General features: G+C 70.4%; 21 protein-coding genes. 8 read left to right on the top strand and 13 right to left on the bottom strand.

Annotation, left to right across the window (positions count from 1 at the left end; genetic code table 11):
- Nucleotides 1-74: 74 nt before the first annotated feature.
- On the bottom strand, nucleotides 75-860 hold the full coding sequence (nagB, locus tag L3078_RS30685) for a glucosamine-6-phosphate deaminase (protein ID WP_239757178.1): 786 nt from the start codon (nucleotides 858-860) through the stop codon (nucleotides 75-77).
- Nucleotides 861-1,429: 569 nt separating this feature from the next.
- Here nagB and L3078_RS30690 point away from each other — a divergent pair.
- Nucleotides 1,430-2,896, top strand: coding sequence for a sensor histidine kinase (locus L3078_RS30690; RefSeq protein WP_239760525.1), 1,467 nt, complete (start codon nucleotides 1,430-1,432; stop codon nucleotides 2,894-2,896).
- A 162-nt stretch (nucleotides 2,897-3,058) separates the two neighbouring features.
- Here the strand turns inward: L3078_RS30690 and L3078_RS30695 are convergent, their stop codons facing one another.
- Both L3078_RS30695 and L3078_RS30700 read right to left on the bottom strand, forming a co-directional pair.
- Nucleotides 3,059-3,316 carry a WhiB family transcriptional regulator gene (locus L3078_RS30695; protein WP_003992873.1) on the bottom strand — a complete coding sequence of 86 codons (258 nt, stop codon included), beginning with the start codon at nucleotides 3,314-3,316 and terminating at the stop codon, nucleotides 3,059-3,061.
- A gap of 319 nt (nucleotides 3,317-3,635) precedes the next feature.
- Nucleotides 3,636-4,607, bottom strand: a complete 972-nt coding sequence (locus L3078_RS30700; protein WP_239760526.1) for a diacylglycerol/lipid kinase family protein — start codon at nucleotides 4,605-4,607, stop codon at nucleotides 3,636-3,638.
- Nucleotides 4,608-4,804: 197 nt separating this feature from the next.
- Between L3078_RS30700 and L3078_RS30705 the strand changes: the two genes are divergently transcribed.
- Nucleotides 4,805-5,257, top strand: coding sequence for a hypothetical protein (locus L3078_RS30705; protein ID WP_239757180.1), 453 nt, complete (start codon nucleotides 4,805-4,807; stop codon nucleotides 5,255-5,257).
- Between the two features lie 267 nt (nucleotides 5,258-5,524).
- Here the strand turns inward: L3078_RS30705 and L3078_RS30710 are convergent, their stop codons facing one another.
- The 3 genes from L3078_RS30710 to L3078_RS30720 form a co-directional block, all read right to left on the bottom strand.
- Nucleotides 5,525-6,670, bottom strand: coding sequence for a SigB/SigF/SigG family RNA polymerase sigma factor (locus L3078_RS30710; protein ID WP_239757182.1), 1,146 nt, complete (start codon nucleotides 6,668-6,670; stop codon nucleotides 5,525-5,527).
- On the bottom strand, nucleotides 6,667-7,080 hold the full coding sequence (locus tag L3078_RS30715; protein ID WP_033525425.1) for an ATP-binding protein: 414 nt from the start codon (nucleotides 7,078-7,080) through the stop codon (nucleotides 6,667-6,669). Before L3078_RS30715 ends, L3078_RS30710 begins: the two co-directional genes overlap by 4 nt.
- A 316-nt stretch (nucleotides 7,081-7,396) precedes the next feature.
- A complete protein-coding gene (locus tag L3078_RS30720; protein WP_045559016.1) occupies nucleotides 7,397-7,657 on the bottom strand; it encodes a UBP-type zinc finger domain-containing protein in 261 nt (86 codons plus the stop codon).
- A gap of 59 nt (nucleotides 7,658-7,716) precedes the next feature.
- On the opposite strand from L3078_RS30720, the gene L3078_RS30725 reads away from it, so the two are divergent.
- Complete coding sequence (locus tag L3078_RS30725; protein WP_239757184.1) at nucleotides 7,717-9,312, top strand: Na+/H+ antiporter; 1,596 nt, start codon at nucleotides 7,717-7,719, stop codon at nucleotides 9,310-9,312.
- Here the strand turns inward: L3078_RS30725 and L3078_RS30730 are convergent.
- Together L3078_RS30730 and L3078_RS30735 are read right to left on the bottom strand one after the other, a co-directional pair.
- A complete protein-coding gene (locus L3078_RS30730; protein ID WP_420864121.1) occupies nucleotides 9,309-10,304 on the bottom strand; it encodes a 1-aminocyclopropane-1-carboxylate deaminase/D-cysteine desulfhydrase in 996 nt (331 codons plus the stop codon). The genes L3078_RS30725 and L3078_RS30730 overlap by 4 nt on opposite strands.
- Before the next feature lie 90 nt (nucleotides 10,305-10,394).
- Nucleotides 10,395-10,997 carry an N-acetylmuramoyl-L-alanine amidase gene (locus L3078_RS30735; protein ID WP_239757186.1) on the bottom strand — a complete coding sequence of 201 codons (603 nt, stop codon included), beginning with the start codon at nucleotides 10,995-10,997 and terminating at the stop codon, nucleotides 10,395-10,397.
- Between the two features lie 300 nt (nucleotides 10,998-11,297).
- On the opposite strand from L3078_RS30735, the gene L3078_RS30740 reads away from it, so the two are divergent.
- Both L3078_RS30740 and L3078_RS30745 read left to right on the top strand, forming a co-directional pair.
- Complete coding sequence (locus L3078_RS30740) at nucleotides 11,298-12,704, top strand: family 2B encapsulin nanocompartment shell protein (RefSeq protein WP_239757188.1); 1,407 nt, start codon at nucleotides 11,298-11,300, stop codon at nucleotides 12,702-12,704.
- Nucleotides 12,705-12,815: 111 nt separating this feature from the next.
- The gene (locus L3078_RS30745; protein WP_239757190.1) at nucleotides 12,816-14,069 is read left to right on the top strand and encodes a family 2 encapsulin nanocompartment cargo protein polyprenyl transferase; all 1,254 of its coding nucleotides are present in this window, start codon (nucleotides 12,816-12,818) and stop codon (nucleotides 14,067-14,069) included.
- Between the two features lie 205 nt (nucleotides 14,070-14,274).
- Here L3078_RS30745 and L3078_RS30750 read toward each other — a convergent pair whose 3' ends face one another.
- Nucleotides 14,275-14,859: a TetR/AcrR family transcriptional regulator gene (locus tag L3078_RS30750; protein WP_239757191.1), complete on the bottom strand. Its 585-nt coding sequence runs from the start codon at nucleotides 14,857-14,859 to the stop codon at nucleotides 14,275-14,277.
- 139 nt (nucleotides 14,860-14,998) lie between these two features.
- Here L3078_RS30750 and L3078_RS30755 point away from each other — a divergent pair, with 139 nt between their 5' ends.
- The 3 genes from L3078_RS30755 to L3078_RS30765 all read left to right on the top strand — a co-directional run bounded on the left by L3078_RS30755 (nucleotide 14,999) and on the right by L3078_RS30765 (nucleotide 16,575).
- The gene (locus L3078_RS30755) at nucleotides 14,999-15,583 is read left to right on the top strand and encodes a dihydrofolate reductase family protein (RefSeq protein WP_239757193.1); all 585 of its coding nucleotides are present in this window, start codon (nucleotides 14,999-15,001) and stop codon (nucleotides 15,581-15,583) included.
- Nucleotides 15,584-15,706: 123 nt separating this feature from the next.
- Entirely contained in the window at nucleotides 15,707-16,093 is a 387-nt protein-coding gene (locus L3078_RS44660) for a hypothetical protein (protein WP_275593242.1), read from the top strand.
- A gap of 68 nt (nucleotides 16,094-16,161) precedes the next feature.
- Nucleotides 16,162-16,575: a YciI family protein gene (locus L3078_RS30765; RefSeq protein WP_239757195.1), complete on the top strand. Its 414-nt coding sequence runs from the start codon at nucleotides 16,162-16,164 to the stop codon at nucleotides 16,573-16,575.
- 86 nt (nucleotides 16,576-16,661) lie between these two features.
- On the opposite strand, the gene L3078_RS30770 is transcribed toward L3078_RS30765, so the two are convergent.
- From L3078_RS30770 to L3078_RS30785, 4 genes are all read right to left on the bottom strand, one after another.
- Nucleotides 16,662-17,456: a VOC family protein gene (locus L3078_RS30770; RefSeq protein ID WP_239760528.1), complete on the bottom strand. Its 795-nt coding sequence runs from the start codon at nucleotides 17,454-17,456 to the stop codon at nucleotides 16,662-16,664.
- Between the two features lie 159 nt (nucleotides 17,457-17,615).
- The gene (locus L3078_RS30775; protein ID WP_239757197.1) at nucleotides 17,616-18,071 is read right to left on the bottom strand and encodes a VOC family protein; all 456 of its coding nucleotides are present in this window, start codon (nucleotides 18,069-18,071) and stop codon (nucleotides 17,616-17,618) included.
- Between the two features lie 44 nt (nucleotides 18,072-18,115).
- Nucleotides 18,116-18,541, bottom strand: a complete 426-nt coding sequence (locus L3078_RS30780) for a helix-turn-helix transcriptional regulator (RefSeq protein WP_239757199.1) — start codon at nucleotides 18,539-18,541, stop codon at nucleotides 18,116-18,118.
- A gap of 34 nt (nucleotides 18,542-18,575) precedes the next feature.
- Complete coding sequence (locus tag L3078_RS30785; protein ID WP_239757201.1) at nucleotides 18,576-19,466, bottom strand: carbohydrate ABC transporter permease; 891 nt, start codon at nucleotides 19,464-19,466, stop codon at nucleotides 18,576-18,578.
- Nucleotides 19,467-19,468: the final 2 nt, after the last annotated feature.

A 19,468-nucleotide genomic window follows, 5' to 3' on the forward strand; every position in this document is an offset into this window, starting at 1 on the left:
ACCGGGCCGTGGCGCCTACGCACATCTTCCGCCTGCCGGATCCCCTGCCGGATCCACTGGCTGGTTTCCCTAACCTAGATCCCCTGCCAGTCAGGCTTGTTGTCGTACGTGTGCCGGAAGTAGTCCGCCAGCTTCAGCTTCGACGCGGCGCCCTCGTCCACCACGACGGTCGCGTGGCGGTGGAGCTGCAACGCCGACGCGGGGCACACCGCCGCCACCGGCCCCTCCACGGTCGCCGCGACGGCGTCCGCCTTGCCCTCGCCCGTGGCGAGCAGCACCAGGTGACGGGCCTCCAGGATCGTCCCGATGCCCTGGGTGATGACGTGGTGCGGGACCTGGTCGATGTCGCCGTCGAAGAACCGCGCGTTGTCGATCCGGGTCTGCTCGGTGAGGGTCTTGATCCGCGTCCGGGAGGCGAGCGACGAGCACGGTTCGTTGAACCCGATGTGCCCGTCGGTGCCTATGCCGAGCACCTGCAGATCCACACCCCCCGCCTCGGCCAGCGCCCTGTCGTACGCCTCGCTCGCCCCCGCCACGTCCTCGGCGGTGCCGTCGGGCCCCATGAACGCGTCCATCCCGAGCCCCAGCGGCTCCAGCACCTCCCGCCGCAGCACCGAGCGGTACGACTCGGGATGGTCGGCCGGCAGCCCCACGTACTCGTCGAGCTGGGCGACGCGCGCCCGGGAGACGTCCACGGAGCCCGAGCGCACCTTCCGCGCCAGCGCCTCGTAGATGGGCAGCGGGGTCGACCCCGTGGCCACCCCGAGCAACGCCTCGGGCTTCCGTCGGAGCAACTCCGCCATCGCCTCGGCTATGAGCTCGCCACCCGCCTTGGCATCCGGAACGATGACAACTTCCACGCTTGGGCCTGCCGATCTGGAAAGTAAGGACTCAAGAGGACTCGACCGGAACCCGCGGGGTCAAGTTCCTTCATGTGGTGTAGACCAATCTAGCAGGGGTGGCTCCTTCTCCACAGGGGCCGATCGACCGGCGTTCCGCCCCGCCCCGGGCCGAAGAGGGCTACGCTGCGAGTGGACCGTCCGGAAGTGACGGACAAGGGAACAACAACAAACATCCGCCAACGCATGGACACACGCAGTGGTCTAGTCAACAATGCGTGGTAGAGCATGCGATCGATCAGCGGCCCACCGCCGGAGATCGCCTGCGACGACAAGCCTCCGTCTTCCCCGCACAGGAAGGCGGACCGAGGACCCGGGCTCTCTGCCCTGACTGCTCCGGATCCTCATCCTTCGGCCGAACGGGACCGCACACCCCGCGGCCGATGTTGCTCCGGGCTGCGGTGCCGGGAGGGTTGAGGGTCCCTCTCAGGCGCCGCGGCCCGCGGGTGTTTCCGGGCCCGTACCGGCCGCCCGAGCAGCTGTTTCCAGTCATGTCCGTACCGCCAGGTACGCTCGCACATGTGCCCTCCATGAACGAACTCGTCCGCCAGCACACCGCCCTCAGCGACTCCGATCTGGAGTGGCTGCATCTGCTGGTGTCGGAGTGGCAGTTGCTGTCCGACCTCTCCTTCGCCGACCTGGTCCTCTGGGTCCCCACCCGCGACGGCACCCGGTATGTCTCCGTGGCCCAGATGCGCCCCAACACCGGCCCCACCTCGTACCAGGACGACATGGTCGGCCACCTGGTTCCGCGCGGCCGCCGACCCCTGCTCGACGCCGCGCACGACGAGGGCCGGATCGTGCGCGAGGGCGATCCGGAGTGGCGCGAGGAGGTGCCCGTACGGGTCGAGTCCATCCCCGTGCGCAGGGAGGGGCGCGTCCTCGGTGTCATCGCGCGCAACACCAATCTGCTGACCGTGCGGACCCCGAGCCGGCTGGAGCTGACGTATCTCCAGAGCGCGTCCGACCTGGCCCAGATGATCGCCGCGGGCGCGTTCCCGTTCCCCGACCAGCAGGTCGACATGGACGCCTCACCGCGCGTCGGCGACGGGCTGATCAGGCTCGACGCCGACGGCATCGTCCAGTACGCCTCCCCGAACGCCCTCTCCGCCTACCACCGCCTCGGCCTCGCCGCCGACCTGGTCGGCTGCCACCTCGGCCGGACGACCGCCGAACTCGCCCCCTCCCGGGGCCCGGTGGACGAGGCGCTCGCCAAGGTGGCGAGCGGGTGGGCGCCGCGCGAGTTCGAGATCGAGTCCAGCGAGGGGGTCATCCAGTTCCGCGCGATCCCCCTCAAGCCCAAGGGCCCGCGCATCGGTTCGCTGGTGCTGCTGCGGGACGTGACCGAACTGCGGCGCCGCGAGCGCGAGTTGATCACCAAGGACGCGACCATCCGGGAGATCCACCACCGGGTGAAGAACAACCTCCAGACCGTGGCCGCCCTGTTGCGTCTCCAGGCCCGGCGCATCGAGTCCGAGCGCGGCCGGGAGGCCCTCGAAGAGGCCGTACGACGGGTCGGGTCGATCGCCATCGTGCATGAGACGCTGTCCCAGAATCTGGACGAGCGGGTGGAGTTCGACGAGATCGCCGACCGGGTGCTCGCGATGGTCGCCGAGATCTCACCGGGCAAGGTCACGGGCCGGCGCACCGGGCGCTTCGGCATCCTGGACGCGGAGGTCGCCACCCCGCTGTCCATGGTCCTGACCGAGATCCTGCAGAACGCTCTCGAACACGGCTTCCGCGAGGGTGACACCGGCACGGTCGAGGTCTCGGCGGTCCGCGGTGGCAGCTCCAAGGACACCCGGCTGCTCGTCACCGTCCAGGACGACGGCGTCGGCCTCCCCGAGGGCTTCGACCCGCACCGCTCCGGCAACCTCGGCCTGCAGATCGTACGGACGCTGGTGGAGGGGGAGTTGGGCGGCACCTTCGACATGGTCCCGGCACCGGAGCAGGGCACCCAGGTGATCCTGGACATCCCGGTGCGCGCCCAGAAGTAGGTCGTACCGCAAACAGCACCGATCCCCGGACCATCGAGTGGTCCGGGGCTCGGGCAAGTGGCTGATTAAGCGCACCGGGGATACTGCGCGCTGCGGCTCGGGGGCGGGAGAAGCGCACTCGCTGTGCGCGCCGCCAAGCTCAGGCTATTGCTGGGTGGGATGTCAGGCGGATGCCTGACGGGCCCGGTTGCGGGCGGCGCGGCGCTTCATGGCGCGGCGCTCGTCCTCGCTGAGACCACCCCAGACGCCGGAGTCCTGGCCGGACTCAAGCGCCCACTGCAGACACTGCTCGATAACCGGGCAGCGACGGCAGACAGCCTTGGCTTCCTCGATCTGCAGCAGCGCAGGACCGGTGTTGCCGATGGGGAAGAAGAGCTCGGGGTCTTCCTCGCGGCAAACGGCGTTGTGACGCCAGTCCATGGCTGCTACCTCTCCTTGGTATTACATGCACGTTAGCTTGTGAATGTGAACGCTTTCACGAATCCCTCAACAAGTGAAGGGCCGATCACCAGACGGACTGGTGTGGTCCTGTGGATTGAGGAGGGGTTCTGGCGCTTGCTTGAGCCGGTGTTGCGGGCTGTCCCGAGCGCCACGTAGAGACTCGCAAACCTCAGCGGCGGATACAACCCCTTCCGGAAAGTTTTTTTTGATTCCTCGGTGTCGACTGTGTCACAGCCGTACTTCCATGGGGTGGACCCTGGCCTAAACGTTCGAGTGGAAGGACTTTTGCCCGTTCCGCTCACACAATCACACGCAGTGCACGGCGTACGCCTGTGAACGTCACGCTCGTTCGCAGTCCGAGGTGGTCGCCGTCCATCTGGAGGGGGAGGGGGGCCTTCGAATGCAAGGTGAAGTCGGTCAGATCGTGCAGGGTGGTGGCGTGCTTGCCCTGGGGTCCCCGCTCGGGGGACGAAGTGAGCAACTGTGTGCCATATCGGGCGAGCGCGGGCGTCGACATACGGCTGAGACCGAGCACGTCGAGACCCGTATCGAACGAGGCCTTAGGTGACGCGTACACCGGGCGATTACCCAGAAACGTCCACGGCGACGTGTTGCAGACTATGGACAGCACAAGATCGGAAATCGGGTCCTCGCCGGCCCGCTCCAAAGTGATCGTGCCGAGTCTGCGGTGAGGCTCTTCCAAAAACTGCCGGAAAGCCTGACGCAGGTAAAGGGCGTGTGTGGATTTCCGCCCGCGTTCCCGCTGTTGCTCGACCCGGCCGATCACGCCCGCGTCGAATCCGAGGCCGGCGCAGAACGTGAACCAGCGCGACGGCACCGCCTCGTCCTCCGTGCCCGGGGTGCCCGAGGCCATGCCCAGGCCGACCGTGCGCTCGCGGCTCTCGCGCAGGGCGTCGAGCAGGACGCCGGTCGCCTCCACGGCGTCGTTGGGCAGGCCCAGGGCGCGGGCGAAGACATTGGTGGAGCCGCCGGGGACCACGGCGAGACGGGGAAGACGGTCGGGGTCGGGGCCGTGGTGCAGCAGGCCGTTGACGACCTCGTTGACCGTGCCGTCGCCGCCGAGCGCGACGACCAGTTCGATGTCGCCCTTGCCCTCCGCGGCCTGGCGGGCGAGGTCCCGGGCGTGACCCCGGTACTCGGTGGTCACCGCCTCCAGCTTCATCTCGCTCGCGAGAGCGTGGATGAGCACATCGCGCGTACGTGCGCTTGTGGTGGTTGCCGCCGGGTTGACCACGAGAAGTGCACGCATGAGTTGCAGGGTACCTACTGGGTGGTACCCGGCCCATACCGAGGTGCGGATCAAGGGGGAGATCGGGTAGTGACGATGAGCACGTGGGGGCGCGCGTACCCGGGGTACGTGCCGGACGACGGGGGCGCGGTGACGGCCGGGTACGTGCCGGACACCAGGGGCGGAGCGGGCGACGGGGCGAGGGCTACCCTTCAGGGGTGAGCCCTGAGCAGACCCCCACGCCGGACACCCCCGACGCCGAGCCCCGCCCCGGACGGCTGACCGCCGCCGCCGCGCTGGCCGCGCTGGAGGGGGTGGCCCTGCTGGTGGGCGGCGGCGCCATGCTGGTCGTCGGCCTCACCGGCGACTCGGACGACCTGAGCACCGGCGTCACCGGCGGCATCACCCTGATCGCGCTGGCCCTGCTGCCGCTGATCGCCGCGCGCGGGCTCCTGCTGCGGCGGAGCTGGAGCCGGGGGCCCGCCGTCATCACCCAGATCATGGCGCTGCCGGTGGCCTACAACCTACTGCGCGCCGACAGCGTGGCGATCCCGGCGGGCATCGCGCTCGCCGTGGTCGCGGCGACCGCCCTGATCCTGCTGATCAACCCCGCCACGACTCAGGCCCTCGGCATCCAGGGCCCGGGCCGCACGCAGGAGCCGAAGGCGTAACGGGGGTCGCTGGACGGGTCGTGCCTTCCTGAAGCCGTCTCCCGCCCGTGGCGGCGTGGCCGGTGAGGCCGACAGCACCTCGGGGTGTATCCGATCATGCGTGCCGCCGAGGTGCGCGCTGTTCGCGGGGCGGGAGCGGTTCGTCCGGTGCGGTCGAGGCGGCGGCACGGTCGGGCGGAGGCACGGTCGGGTGTCGGTGCGGTCCTCGCTCGTGCGTGCCCGTGCTCGGCCCTTGCCGTCTTCTCCGTCGCTCCCGGCCGCTCGCCGCTACTCCTCGACCAGCAGCTTCTCCCGCAGCTGAGCCAGGGTCCTCGCCAGGAGCCGGGAGACGTGCATCTGGGAGATGCCGACCTCCTGGGCGATCTGCGACTGGGTCATGTTGCCGAAGAACCGCAGCAACAGGATGCGCTTCTCGCGCGGCGGCAGATCCTCCAGCAGCGGCTTCAGGGACTCCCGGTACTCGACCCCCTCCAGCGCCTCGTCCTCCGCGCCGAGCGTGTCCGCCACGGCCGGGGACTCGTCGTCGGTGTCGGGGACGTCCAGGGACAGCGTGGAGTACGCGTTGGCCGACTCCAGGCCCTCCAGGACCTCCTCCTCGGAGATGGCCAGCTTCTCGGCCAGCTCGTGCACCGTCGGGGAGCGCCCGTGCTGCTGCGACAGCTCGGCCGTCGCCGTGGTCAGCGAGAGCCGCAGCTCCTGCAGCCGACGCGGCACCCGCACCGCCCAGCCCTTGTCGCGGAAGTGCCGCTTGATCTCGCCGACGACCGTCGGTGTCGCGTACGTGGAGAACTCCACGCCGCGGTCCGGGTCGAAGCGGTCCACCGACTTGATCAGGCCGATGGTGGCGACCTGGGTCAGGTCGTCCAGCGGCTCGCCGCGGTTGCGGAACCGGCGCGCGAGGTGCTCCACGAGCGGCAGGTGCATCCGGACGAGCCGGTTGCGCAGCTCCGCGTACTCGGCACTGCCGTCCGGCAGGGCGCGCAGCTCGACGAACAGCGCGCGCGCCCCGCTGCGGTCGTGAGGGTCGTGCTGTGCGCTTCGCACGCTCTGCGCGCTCGCCTCGTCGTGTCGCTCGTGCTCGCTCATAGTCCCGCCCGCCGTCACCGTTCCCCCAGCCCTCGACTGTGCTCGGGCGGGGGAGGCCCCAGTCCGCCCTCGTGAGGACGTGGTGCTCCGTGGGGCACCCTCCGGATCCCGTTGCCCGTCGGAGGGCGCCTCGTCGTCGGACGGCTCCGTCCACCGAGACGCTCCGGCCGCCGAGGACTCGTCCTCCGGGTGCGGCCGGGCCTGCTCGGGGATGCCGTCGACGCCGTCCGCCAGATGCGCCGGCCCACTCGGACCGCCGTCATCCTCCGCGGGCAGTTCCCGTGTGCCGCGTTCTTCGTCCCGCACCGGCCCGTCCCCGTTCCTCACGCCGGCCCGGGTCCCGCGCCGCGCTGTTTGTAGAGGCTGATCGAAACGGTTTTGTCGTCGGCCACCGCGGAGGAGACCTTGCCCGCCAGGGCCGACAGCACGGTCCAGGCGAAGGTGTCGCGCGAGGGGGCGTGGCCGTCCGTGGTGGGGGCCGAGACCGTGACCTCCAGCGAATCGTCGACCAGACGGAAGACACAGCTGAGCACCGAGCCGGGCACGGCCTGCTGAAGCAGGATCGCGCAGGCCTCGTCGACCGCGATGCGCAGGTCCTCGATCTCGTCGAGGGTGAAGTCCAAACGGGCCGCGAGGCCGGCCGTCGCCGTACGCAGCACCGACAGGTAGGCACCCGCGGCCGGCAGCCGGACTTCCACGAAGTCCTGGGTCCCGGGCTCGCCTGCGATCTGGGACACCCTCACCTCCAAGGTGGTACAAGCTTTTTCGGGGGCCGAGGGTCGCCCCCCGGGGTAACGCGCTACGTGGTTCAGCGGTGACGCTATCGCGCTACCGAGCGCCGTGTCCTCGGGGTCCTGAGGACCCCACCCCATGCTGTCACTCATAGTAAGCCTATGAATACGCTCGGTGGCTAGAGGTCTGCGGGCCTCAAATAGGAAGAGCGCGCGCCGGATTGACGTACCCAGGCGCCGGACCGCCGAACCGTGTCACACGAGTACGTCGACGTGTCACGGGGTGACATGGTTCCGTCGTACGACGTCTCGGCCGTGTTCGTCAAACGAGTACATGGTCCACGAAGCACCAGCGCCAGGTCTCGCCGGCCTCGAACGTTCGCATGATGGGATGGCCGCTCTCCTTGTGGTGCTCGGTGGCGTGGCGCATCGGCGAGGAGTCGCAGCACCCCACGTGCCCGCACTCCAGGCACATCCGCAACTGCACCGGGTGGCTCCCGGCGGCCAGGCACTCCGGGCAGGTGTCGCTCAGCGGTTCGGGCTCGGGGTGCGGCAGCGCGTCCGTGTGCGTGCACTGTTTCATGATTGCCAGGTTACGACGGGCGCGCGGAACATCGCGCGGAAACGAAGGCGGCGGAAGCGATGCACTTTTTGCCCTTGCTGTTGCTGGTCGCAGGGAGTGCGACGGTCGCCGGGGCCGCCCGGCGTACGCCGGTGCCCGCCCCGCTGCTACTGGTCGCGGCGGGGCTCGCGGTGTCGTACCTGCCCGGCGTGCCGCACTACGAACTCGACCCCGAGATCGTCCTGCCGCTGATCCTGCCCCCGCTGCTCTACACCGCCGCAAGCGACAGCTCCTACCTCGACCTGCGGGCCCAACTGCGGCCCGTGGCGCTGCTGTCCGTCGGTTATGTCCTCTTCGCGACCCTGGCCGTGGGCTGGGCCGCGTACGTGATCGTGCCGGGGATGCCGTTGACCGCCGCGCTGGTGCTCGGCGCGGTGGTGGCACCGCCGGACGCGGTCGCGGCCACGGCGGTCGCCCGGCGGGTTGGGTTGCCGTCGCGGATCACCACGATCCTGCAGGGCGAGTCCCTGGTGAACGACGCGACCGCGATCACCGCCTACCGGGTGGCCCTCGCCGCCACCGTCGGCGAGGGCGCGAGCTGGACCGGCGGAATCGTGGAGTTCCTGGTGGCGGCGGTCGGCGGCGTCGCGGTGGGCCTGCTGCTGATGGTGCCCATCCACTGGCTGCGCACGCACCTCAAGGAGGCGCTGCTGCAGAACACCCTCTCGCTGCTGATCCCGTTCGTCGCCTACGGGCTCGCCGAGTGGGTGCACGCCTCCGGTGTGCTCGCCGTGGTCGTCGTCGGCCTCTATCTCGGCCACCGCAACTGGCAGGTCGACTTCGCCACCCGCCTCCAGGAGGAGGCCGTCTGGAAGATGGTCGCCTTCCTGCTGGAATCCGCCGTGTTCGCTCTCATCGGACTCCAGCTCCCGGTCGTCCTCGAAGGACTCGGCGAGTACGAGGGGGTCCGCGCCACCTGGTACGCCGTGGTCGTCTTCCTCGTGGTGGTGGTGTCCCGGTTCGTCTGGGTCTACCCGGCGACTTTTCTGCCGCGGATACTGTCGCGACGCATCCGGGAACGGGAACCCGACCCCACCTGGAGGGGCCCGTTCGTCGTCGCCTGGGCCGGCATGCGCGGCGTCGTCTCGCTGGCCATCGCCTTCTCGATCCCGCTCACCGTGCACGGCGGGGAGGACTTCCCCGAGCGGAACCTGATCCTCTTCCTGACCTTCACGACGGTCATCGGGACGCTCGTCATCCAGGGGCTCACCCTGCCGCCGCTGATCCGCTTCCTGAAGCTGCCGGGGCGCGACCAGCAGGCCGAGACCCTCGCCGAGGCCAACGCCCAGGCCCAGGCGTCCCGAGCGGCCGAGGCCCGGCTGGACGAACTCCTCGCGAACGAGAGCAACGAGCTGCCGCCCCCGCTCGTCGACCGCCTCCGCACGGTCCTGGAGCGGCGCCGCAACGCCGTCTGGGAGCGGCTCGGCGCCGTGAACCCGGTGACCGGGGAGAGCGCCGACGACACCTACAGCCGCCTCTCCCGCGAGATGATCGGCGCCGAACGCGCGGTCTTCGTCAAGCTCCGGGACGGCAGGTACATCGACGACGAGATGCTGCGCACACTGCTGCGGAGGCTGGACCTGGAGGAGGCGGCGGTCTACCGGGAGGCCTCCTAGACCGGGTCGGCCCGGCCTGGATCGCTTTGCGCCGCGCGCTCCGGGAACGGGCGGCCGGTGATCACCGCGGCGACCGTCGTTCCGCGCGGGAAGGCGCCCTCCGCGGCGAGGGTGACAAGTCCGTAGAGCAACTTGGCGACATAGAGACGTTCCACCGGGAGGGAGTGGCGGATCTCGAAGTCGTCCGCGAAGGCGTCCAGTTCGGGTGTGGTCCGGGCGTAACCCCCGAAGTGGAAGCGGTCGTCGAGACTCCAGTTGCCGCGAGGGCCGCCGAAGGCCTTGTCCTGAAGCTGGCGTAGCTCCTCTTCGAGGAAGCCGCCCTTGAGAACCGGAATGCCGAGGGCGCGCTGGTCGGGGGCCAGCCCGGCGGCGAGTCCGGCGAGGGTGCCGCCGGTGCCGCAGGCGAGGGCCACCACGTCGGCGCGGCCGCGCATTTCGGCGCCGAGGTCCTGGCAGCCGCGCACGGCGAGGTAGTTGCTGCCTCCCTCGGGGACCACGAACGCGTCCTCCGCGTCGGCCGCGCCGAGGACGGCTGCGAGGGTGGCCGGGTCGGACTTGTGGCGATACGTCGACCTGTCGACGAAGTGGAGCCGCATGCCGTCCGCCGTGCAACGGGCCAGCGACGGGTTGAGGGGGCGGTCGGCCAGTTCCTGACCGCGCACCACGCCGATGGTGGGCAGGCCCAGGAGGTGGCCCGCGGCGGCCGTGGCGCGCAGATGGTTCGAGTAGGCGCCGCCGAAGGTGAGCAGCGGGCGGCCCGCCGCCGCGCGCAGGTTCGGGACCAGTTTGCGCCACTTGTTGCCGACGAGCCGCGGGTGGATCAGGTCGTCGCGCTTGAGCAACAGCCGGAGGCCGTGGCGCGCGAAGCGCTCGTCCGCGACCTCCTGGAGAGGGGACGGCAGCCGGGGGTTCAGGGCGGAGGTGGGGTCGTCGGGGGCGGAGAAGCTGTCCCGGACGGTGGGGTCGTCCGGGGCGGAGGGCTGGCCGGTCACGTGCCCATTGTCGGACACATGACCGGTGGGTGTCGGACGCGCCCGCCGCCGGGTCCTGTTTGTGGCGGTCCTGTTTCAGGCGGTCCCGGTTCAGGCGGTCCGGGATTTCAGGCGGTCCCGGACGCGTTCTCTCATGCCGGCCATGGTGAAGCCCCGGGGGTCGACCTTCCCGGGCTGCCATTCGAGGTGCCCGATGACGGACCGCTGGTTCCAGCCGTGATGACGGCAGACGGCGGCGGAGACCCGCTCGATGGCCTCGAGCTGCGCCGTCGGCCAGGGATCCTCGCCGTCGCCGAGGTTCTCGCACTCGAAGCCGTAGAAATGGCGGTTGCCGTCCGTGTTGGCCTCGTTGTCCGCGGGCAGCGACCGCTCGGCGATCACGGCCCGCAGCACGTCGTCGTCGCCCAGGCCGGCGTGGTTGGCCCGGCCGTAGCCGACGAGGTGCACCCGGCCGTCTTTGGTGATCACGCCGTGGCACAACGGGCCCGGCAGCCCCTCGTACCCGTTGCGGCAGATACGCACGGTGCGTTCGCTCCCGGAGGTGACGGTGTGGTGGATCATCACACCGTGGACGGGCCCCCAGGGGCCCACATGGTTGCGGTTGTGATGTTCCCAGTCGCCGACCTCGACGACCCGGACGCCCTCGTTCTTCAGGACGGTGAGAAACCTGCTCGCGGACATGGGTGGGGCCATGGCCGACTCCTTCGTGCCGTGCGACGGCCGCTGGTCGTGACCGCCTCGTACGCGGTGTGTACCCCAACTCGCGGTGCGGGCGAGGCGGACGAGGGGGCGCGCGGATGGATCCGGACAGATTCAGCCGGGGCTCGTACGGGGATGCGAGGGGTCGACAGAAACAGCGGACATGCCCAGTCTGCGAAGATCCATTCCCGCTCTTTCGGGTAATAGCACCAGCACGCTCCGTGATGCAAGGGTGGGTCGCGAGATCGGTGACCGCGATCAGTGCTGTCAGTGCATACCCGGAGGGGAATCCGCATGTCGGTAGGCGAAGAGGTTCGCTCGCAGCAGGACAGGCCGCAGCAGAGTCTCGGCACGGCCGCTGCCCGGAACCTGGCCACCACCACCAAGTCCACGCCCCAGATGCAGGAGATCAGCTCGCGCTGGCTGCTGCGCACCCTGCCCTGGGTGAACGTGCAGGGCGGTACGTACCGGGTGAACAGGCGGCTCACCTACGCGGTCGGGGACGGCCGCGTCACCTTTGTGAAGACCGGCGACCGGGTCGCCGTCATCCCCGCGGAACTGGGCGAACTGCCCGCCCTGCGGACCTACGAGGACATCGACGTCCTGGGCGAGCTGGCCCAGCGGTGCGAGCAGCGGGAGTTCGCCCCCGGTGACGTGCTGGCCGAGTTCGGCAGCCAGGCGGAAGAGGTGTTCCTGCTCGCGCACGGCAAGGTCGAGAAGATCGGCACCGGCCCCTACGGCGACGACGCGGTCCTCGGCGTACTGGCCGACGGCGCCTACTTCGGCGAGCAGGCCCTGCTCGACCCCGACGCGATCTGGGAGTACACGGCCCGCGCGGTCACCGCGTGCACGGTGCTCGTCCTGCCGCGTCAGGCCGTCGAGCAACTCGCAGAGCGCGCCGAGACCCTGAGCGAGCACCTGCAGGAACAGCGCTCGATCCCGTCGCAGCGCACCAACAAGTACGGCGAGAAGGAGATCGACCTCGCCGCCGGCCACAGCGGTGAGCCGGACATCCCGCACACCTTCGTCGACTACGAGGCCGCGCCGCGCGAGTACGAACTCAGCGTCGCCCAGACCGTCCTGCGCATCCACACGCGCGTGGCCGACCTCTACAACCAGCCGATGAACCAGACCGAGCAGCAGATCAGGCTGACGGTCGAGGCGTTGAAGGAGCGCCAGGAGCACGAGCTCATCAACAACCGGGAGTTCGGCCTCCTCCACAACTGCGAGTACGACCAGCGCCTCCAGCCGCACGACGGCGTGCCCAGCCCGGACGACCTGGACGAGCTGCTCTGCCGGCGCCGGGGCACCAAGCTGCTGCTCGCCCACCCGCGCGCGATCTCCGCGTTCGGCCGCGAGCTGAACAAGCGCGGACTGGTACCCGAGACCGTCGACATCGCGGGCAACCGCATCCCCACCTGGCGCGGTGTGCCGATCTACCCGTGCAACAAGATCCCGGTGACCGAGGCCAGGACCACGTCGATCATCGCCATGCGTACCGGCGAGGAGGACCAGGGTGTCATCGGCCTGCGGGCCGCGAGCATCCCCGACGAGATCGAGCCCAGCCTGTCCGTGCGGTTCATGGGCATCAACGAACAGGCGATCATCAAGTACCTCGTGACGGCCTACTACTCGGCCGCGGTCCTGGTCCCCGACGCGCTCGGCGTGCTGGAGAACGTCGAGATCGGCCGCTGGCGGTGACCCTGTCCGACCGGACGCCGTGTCCCTGCCCGACGGGGCGGGGACACCTCGCGGGCACGCGCCCACCCACCGAGGAACCGCCACCGTCCGCGGCGTCGACGAGGCGACCCCATGGGTGAGTTCGTGACGGAGACCGAGCGGAGCCCCGTCGGCGGGGTCCCGAGGCCGGCGGGGGTCGTCGAGCGGAATCGGAGGGGAGTTCTGGAGCCGGACGGGGACGCGAAACCGGAACCGGAGAAGACCGAGTCCGGTGCGGGTGCGGGTGCGGGTTTGGGCCTGGACTTGGGCTTGGACTTGAGCGCCGATGTCGGTGGGTCGGTCGGCCGGGCCGGTTCGGTGAGCGGCCTCGAAGGACACGAGGCGGCGGGGATTCTGGAACAGGCGCGGAGGTCGGTCGATCCCGAACTGCGCCGGGCCGTCGGGTCGTTACCCGGTTCGATGCGCCGTGTCGCGCGGTACCACTTCGGCTGGGAGGACGCGGGCGGCACCCCGGTCACGGGGAACGCCGGCAAGGCGATACGCCCGGCGCTGGTCCTGGCCGCCGTCTCCGCGCTCGGCGGGCGCGAGTCCACCGCCGTGCGGGCCGCCGCGGCGGTGGAGCTGGTGCACAACTTCACACTGCTGCACGACGACGTGATGGACCGGGACACCACACGCAGACACCGGGCCACCGCGTGGACGGTGTTCGGGATTCCCGACGCGATCCTGGCCGGGGACGCGCTCCAGGCCCTGGCCCAACGACTGCTGGCCGAGGACCCGCATCCGGCGTCGGCCGCCGCTTCCGCCCGCCTCGCGGCCTGTGTCGTCGAACTGTGCGCGGGCCAGCACACCGACACAGAGATGGAGGGCCGCCGGCCGGAGGAGGTCACTCTCGACGAGGTGCTCGTCATGGCCGAGGCCAAGACCGGTGCGCTGCTCGGCTGCGCCTGCGCGGTGGGCGCGTTGTACGCGGGCGCCGGTGACGAGGACGTCGAGGCTCTCGACGCGTTCGGGCGGGAGGCGGGGCTGGCCTTCCAGCTCATCGACGACGTGATCGGGATCTGGGGCGACCCGAGCCACACCGGCAAGCCGGCCGGAGCGGACCTCATGGTGCGCAAGAAGTCCCTCCCGGTGGTCGCCGCGCTCGCCTCCGGCACCCCCGAGGCCGACGAACTCGCCGAGCTGTACGGACTGCCGTACGCGGAGGGGGACCTGGAGCGCACGGCCTCGGCCGTCGAGCGGGCCGGGGGGCGGGACTGGGCGCAGATCCAGGCCGCCGATCGCATGGCCAGGGCCATGCACGCACTCTCTCGCGCGGTCCCGGACCCGGAGTCGGCCGGCGGGCTCCTCGCGCTCGCCGAGTTCGTGACGCGCCGCAGCAGCTGAGGTGGGGTGCGAGGTGGGATTCGAGGGGTGGTTGATGCTCCGGAGGTGTCGTGCCGTGCGGACCTGACCCCGCGCGGTGCCGCCGCCTTCGGGTGGTCGGCGGGTCCCGCACATCCCCACGGTGTGCGGGGCCCGCCGGTTCGTCGCCCCAGCCGTCTGCCGTCTGCCGTCCGCAGACTGCTGCCCTCGCCCGTCCCGTTCTTCTTTACGGGACGATCGTCCGCACGACGCGTTCCATCAGGCCCTCGGGGGCGGTGACGCCGGGAAGGGCGCCGTCGAGGACGTCCGGCAAGGTCAGGTGCTCGAGCAGGAGGCCCTGCATGGCCAGGTAGAGCACCATGACGGTCTCGTCGCCGCCGGGGAGGCCCGCCTCGCGGTGGAACCGCATGCCGAAGTCCAGCTCGCCGCGCACCGACTCGGTGTACGAGGCGTACAGGGCCGGGCGGCGGGTGGCCTCGAGGCGTAGTTCGAGGTGGGCGAGGTAGCCGGTGCGGTCCCCGGTGACGCGGGCCAGCAGATCGCGCATGAAGGCCTCGACCAGGGTCCGGTCCTTCGGCGAGGCGAGCAGCTCCTCGACCACGGCCGGGTCGGGGGCCAGGCGTTCCTTCAGCCGCGCGTCGATCTGGTGGAGCAGGGCGTCGCGGTCGGCGAAGTAGTTCGACGCGGTGCCCACCGGGACGCCGGCCTCGGCGTCCACCGCGCGGAACGTCAGTCCGCGTGCCCCCTCCCGCGCCAGCACCGCCACCGCCGCGTCCAACAGAGCGCCTCTGCGCTCGGAGTTCCTGACCATCCGGGCTCCTCAGTGCTTAATCCCTTGCAACCACTACAGGTGAAGTACTATAACTGACGTGGTTGCGGGGGATGCGGCGTCGAATGGCTGCCGTCGGCTCTGACGCGACTTGCCTGACCGACGACGAAAAGAGACTGTTTTGCGCAAGCTCACGTACCTCATCGCGTGTTCGATCGACGGGTTCATCGGAGATCCGAACGGTGACGCGTCGTACATGTATCCCTACGTCGTGGGTGAGTACGCCGAGTACGCCATCGCGGAGTTCCCGGACACCAACCCGGTCCATGTCCGTCGGCTCATCGGCACCGATGGTCTGCCCAACAAGGACTACGACACGATCATCCAGGGCCGTGCCAGCTACGACGTGGCGCTGAAGGAGGGCATCACCAGCCCGTACACCCATCTGCGCCAGTACGTCGCCTCGCGCACGCTGAAGGAGTCGCCCGACCCGAGCGTCGAGATCATCTCCGACGACCTGGTCGGCAAGGTCCGCGAACTCAAGGCGGAGGACAGCGATCTCGGCATCTACCTGTGCGGCGGCTCGGTGATCGCGGGAGAGCTGGTCGACGAGATCGACGAGCTGATCATCAAGACGTACCCGGTCGTGCAGGGCAGCGGCATGCCGATGTTCGGCTCCGGATTCGCCCTCACCGAGTTCACGCTCGACGAGGTGCGCGGCTTCGACAACGGGGTCGTCGTGCGGAAGTACAGCAGGAAGCGCTGAGCGCCGAGCGCCGAGCGCCCGTGCCGAGAGTGCCAAGGGCCCGTGCCGGGCGCCGTTCGAGCGTCGGAGATTGTCGGTGTACGGCGGGGAGCGCACCGACGGAGTCGGTTCTACCCTGAGGGCATGGGCATCGACGAGCATGTCTGCCCGGTCTGCGGACAGCCTGTGGCCACGGTCGTACGGCGACACAAGACGCTGGGCGCGTGGGTACCCGTATGGAGTCCGGGTCCGTGCAGGAATCACGAGTGTGCGGCGTACGTCGACGAGGCCGACGAGGCCGCGGAGGCCGCCGCGGAGAAGCCCCGGGCGGTGGCCCGGCGGACGCACGGGAGCCATGGTGCGCACGGCGGTCACGGCAGTCGTACCGCCCCTGCCGCCCATACCGCCCCTGCTGGTCACGGCGGTCGCTCCGGTCATGAGGCGCCCCCGGGCGAGGCCGAGGCGGTGGTCGCGTCTCCCGAGGTGACGGAGCCGGCTCCGGCCGAGGCGAGGACCGAGGAGAAGGCCTGACCGGGCCTGCCGGGGTCGCACCGGCTCGGCCCGCGGCTCGGACCCGCGGCAGACGAAGGAGCGGACTCATGAAGTTCCTGATGATGGTCCAGGGCACGCAGGCGGACTACGAGGGCATGCGGGGCAAGGCCTCCGAGGACTCTCCGGCCTGGACGCAGGAGCAGTTGCGGGCCATGTACGCCTATATGAGCGCCATCAACGACGACCTCACCGAGACCGGGGAGATGCTCGACGGGCAGGGGCTGGCCGAGCCGGCGAGCACCCGGTTCGTCACGGCGGACGCCGACGGCAAACCGGTGATCAAGGACGGGCCCTACCCGGACACCGCTGAACTGCTCGCCGGCTACTGGCTCCTGGACTGTGCCGACCTGGACCGGGTCACCGAGATCGCGGCCCGCGTCGCCCAGTGCCCCGGCCCCGAAGGGCTCAAGGAGTACCCGGTGGTCATCCGCCCGGTGCTGGAAGGGGCCGAGGACATCTGAGCCGGTGGGTTACGCGGACGGCCGGCGCGTGTCTTGGACGGCTGGCCCGTCGCGGGCTCACCCGTCCTCCTCCCGGGGCCCCGGCCTCAGCCCGCCGTCGGAGGCAGCCCGCCTGTCTCCGGGGACCGGCCCGTCAGGCAGTACAGGCCGCCCGCCGGGTCGCGCATCACGGTCCAGTGCGGCTGGTGGGACACGCAGGTGGCGCCGGACGATTCGTGGTTTGTTCGCGTGGCGTCGATGTCGGCGCAGGCGAAGTCGAGGTGGGCGGATGCCGGGCGCGGGGTGTCGAGGCGCTGGAGGAGGATGCGGAGGGGGAGACCGGCCGGCGGCCGCAGTACGTGGAACTCCGGGCGGGAACCCGGACGGGAGTCCCACCCCGTCAGGGTCGCCCAGAAGGTGACCTCCCCTTCGAAGGCGGCCGGTGGCACGTCGAGGCACACCTGGTCCAGCCGGCTCCCGTCGACCACCGGCGGCCGCTCGGCCTCTCCCTGCCACGGCACCGCGCAGAAGAGCTGCCCGGCGGGTGAGCGCAGCACCGCCCAGCCGTCGTGCGGGGCGACGACCTCCGCGCCGAGCCGGACCGCCCGGTCGACGAGCGCGTGGACGTCCTCCACCACGAGATCCAGGTGAGCGCCGCCGTCACCCGACCTGACGCCCTGCGCCTTCACGCACGCGTCGCCGTTCTCCGGCAGCAAGGTGACGAACTCGCCCTGATCGCCGCGCGGCGCGGACAGCCGCGTCGCCGTGACCGCCGTCCAGAAGGCGCAGGCCCGCGCGAACTCGGCCGCCGGCCGGTCGACGAAGGCGTACGTCCACCGAATCGGCCCACCGGAAATCGGCCCACCCGTCTCGCCCGCCCCGCCCTCCGCGCCGCCGTCCAGGCCTTCGCCCCCGCCGCCGTTACCGCCCGCTCCACCCACAGCGCCGCTCCTCGTCGTACGGTCCAGCCCCACGGCTGAACGACTCGTACGGTCCCTTGCCGTCCCGTTCCGCGCAACGCCGTTTCCGTGGGCCGGGCCGCCGCCGCGGCACCCGGATGATCAGTCCCGGCGCTGCATGAAGCGCAGCATGTTGCCCGCCGGGTCGCGGAACGCGCAGTCGCGGACGCCGTACGGCTGGTCCGTGGGGGCTTGGAGGACGTCGGCACCGGAGGCTTCGACGCGGGCGTAGAGGGCGTCGCAGTCGCTGGTGGCGAAGTTGACGCCCCGCAGGACGCCCTTGGCGAGAAGGGTGGCGATGGTCTCGCGGTCGGCGGGGGAGATGTCGGGATCGGCGGCGGGCGGCTCCAGGACGATCTCCACGTCCGGCTGGAGCGGGGAGCCCACGGTGACCCAGCGCATGCCCTCGAAGCCCACGTCACCGCGGACCTCCATGCCCAGGACGTCGCGGTAGAAGGCGAGCGCCTTGTCATGGTCGTCCACGGCGAGGAAGCACTGGGCGAGCTTCACGTCCGGGGCGGGGAGGCCGTGCGCGGTGTTCGGATCGTTCGTAGCCATGTCCTCACACTAGGTCGCTCCGCACGGTCCCGTCCGGGCGCGGCCTAGGACGGTTCGCCCGGTTCCGCCGTGCGTATGCGGTGTCGGGTCGGTCGGGTCAGGCGCTTCGCCACGCACGCGGGGATGGCCGCGCCCTCCTCGTGCGAGCGGGCCCGGTAGGCGCTCGGGGTCTCGCCGACCAGCTCTGTGAAGCGGGAGCTGAAGGAGCCCAGCGACGTACACCCCACGGCCATGCACACCTCGGTCACCGTGAGGTCGCCGCGGCGCAGCAACGCCTTGGCGCGCTCTATCCGGCGGGTCATGAGATAGCCGTACGGGGTCTCGCCGAAGGCCGCGCGGAAGCTGCGCTGGAAGTGTCCGGGGGACATCAGCGCGGTGCGGGCGAGCGCGGTCACGTCCAGCGGCTCGGCGTACTCGCGGTCCATGCGGTCCCGCGCCCGCCGCAGCCGCACCAGATCGTCCCGGTTCATTCCCACAGCATCGCACCCGCCACTGACAACCGCGTCACCCCTTCACCGCCGAGCTGGCCACCCCCTGGACGAACCATCGCTGGAAGAAGGCGAAGACGATCAGCACGGGCAGGACGAGGAGGACGCCGAAGGCGAGGATCTGGCCCCAGTCCGGGGGCTGCTGCCCCTGGAAGACGCTCATCTCCAGCGGCAGCGGACGCACCGACGGGTCGGAGACCATCAGCACCGGCCAGAGGAACGATCCCCACTGGGTGAGGAAGGTCAGGATGGCGACCGAGGCGAAGGCCGGCTTCGACATCGGGACGATGATCGCGAAGAAGGTGCGCCAGGGGCCGGCGCCGTCGAGCCGGGCCGCCTCCTCGATGCTCGGCGGGATCGAGCGGAAGAACGTGTGGAACTGGTAGACCGAGAAGGCGTTGGCGACGAAGGGGAGCGCCTGGATGAAGAGCGTGTTCCGCTGGTCGTTGAACATGTAGAACAGCGGCACGGCCACCGACTCGAACGGCACCAGCATCAGCAGCAGGACCAGGGTGAAGACGGCCTCCCGGCCCCGCCACCTCAGTCGCGAGAGCCCGTACGCCGCCATCGAGTTGACGAACAGGCCGCCCGTCACCACCACGAAGGCGAGCAGCAGCGAGACGCCCATGAACTGCCAGAAGTGGCCCGTGCTGTCGGAGTTCAGGCTGTCGAGGACGGCGGCGTAGTTGTCGAAGGACAGATGGGTGGGGAGGAAGCCGGACAGCCCGTTCAGGACCTCGTCGGACGGCTTGAGGCTGCCGAGGAGGAGATAGAGGACGGGCAGCGCGAAGACGAACGCCAGGACCGAGAGGACGGCGTAGTCGAGGAAGCGGCGCAGTGGTCCCCGGGACAGGCCGCCACCCGCGCTCCCGCCCACACCCGGGTGCGTACTCGTGGTCGTGGTCATGC

The organism is Streptomyces deccanensis, from assembly GCF_022385335.1.
GTDB lineage: Bacteria > Actinomycetota > Actinomycetes > Streptomycetales > Streptomycetaceae > Streptomyces > Streptomyces deccanensis.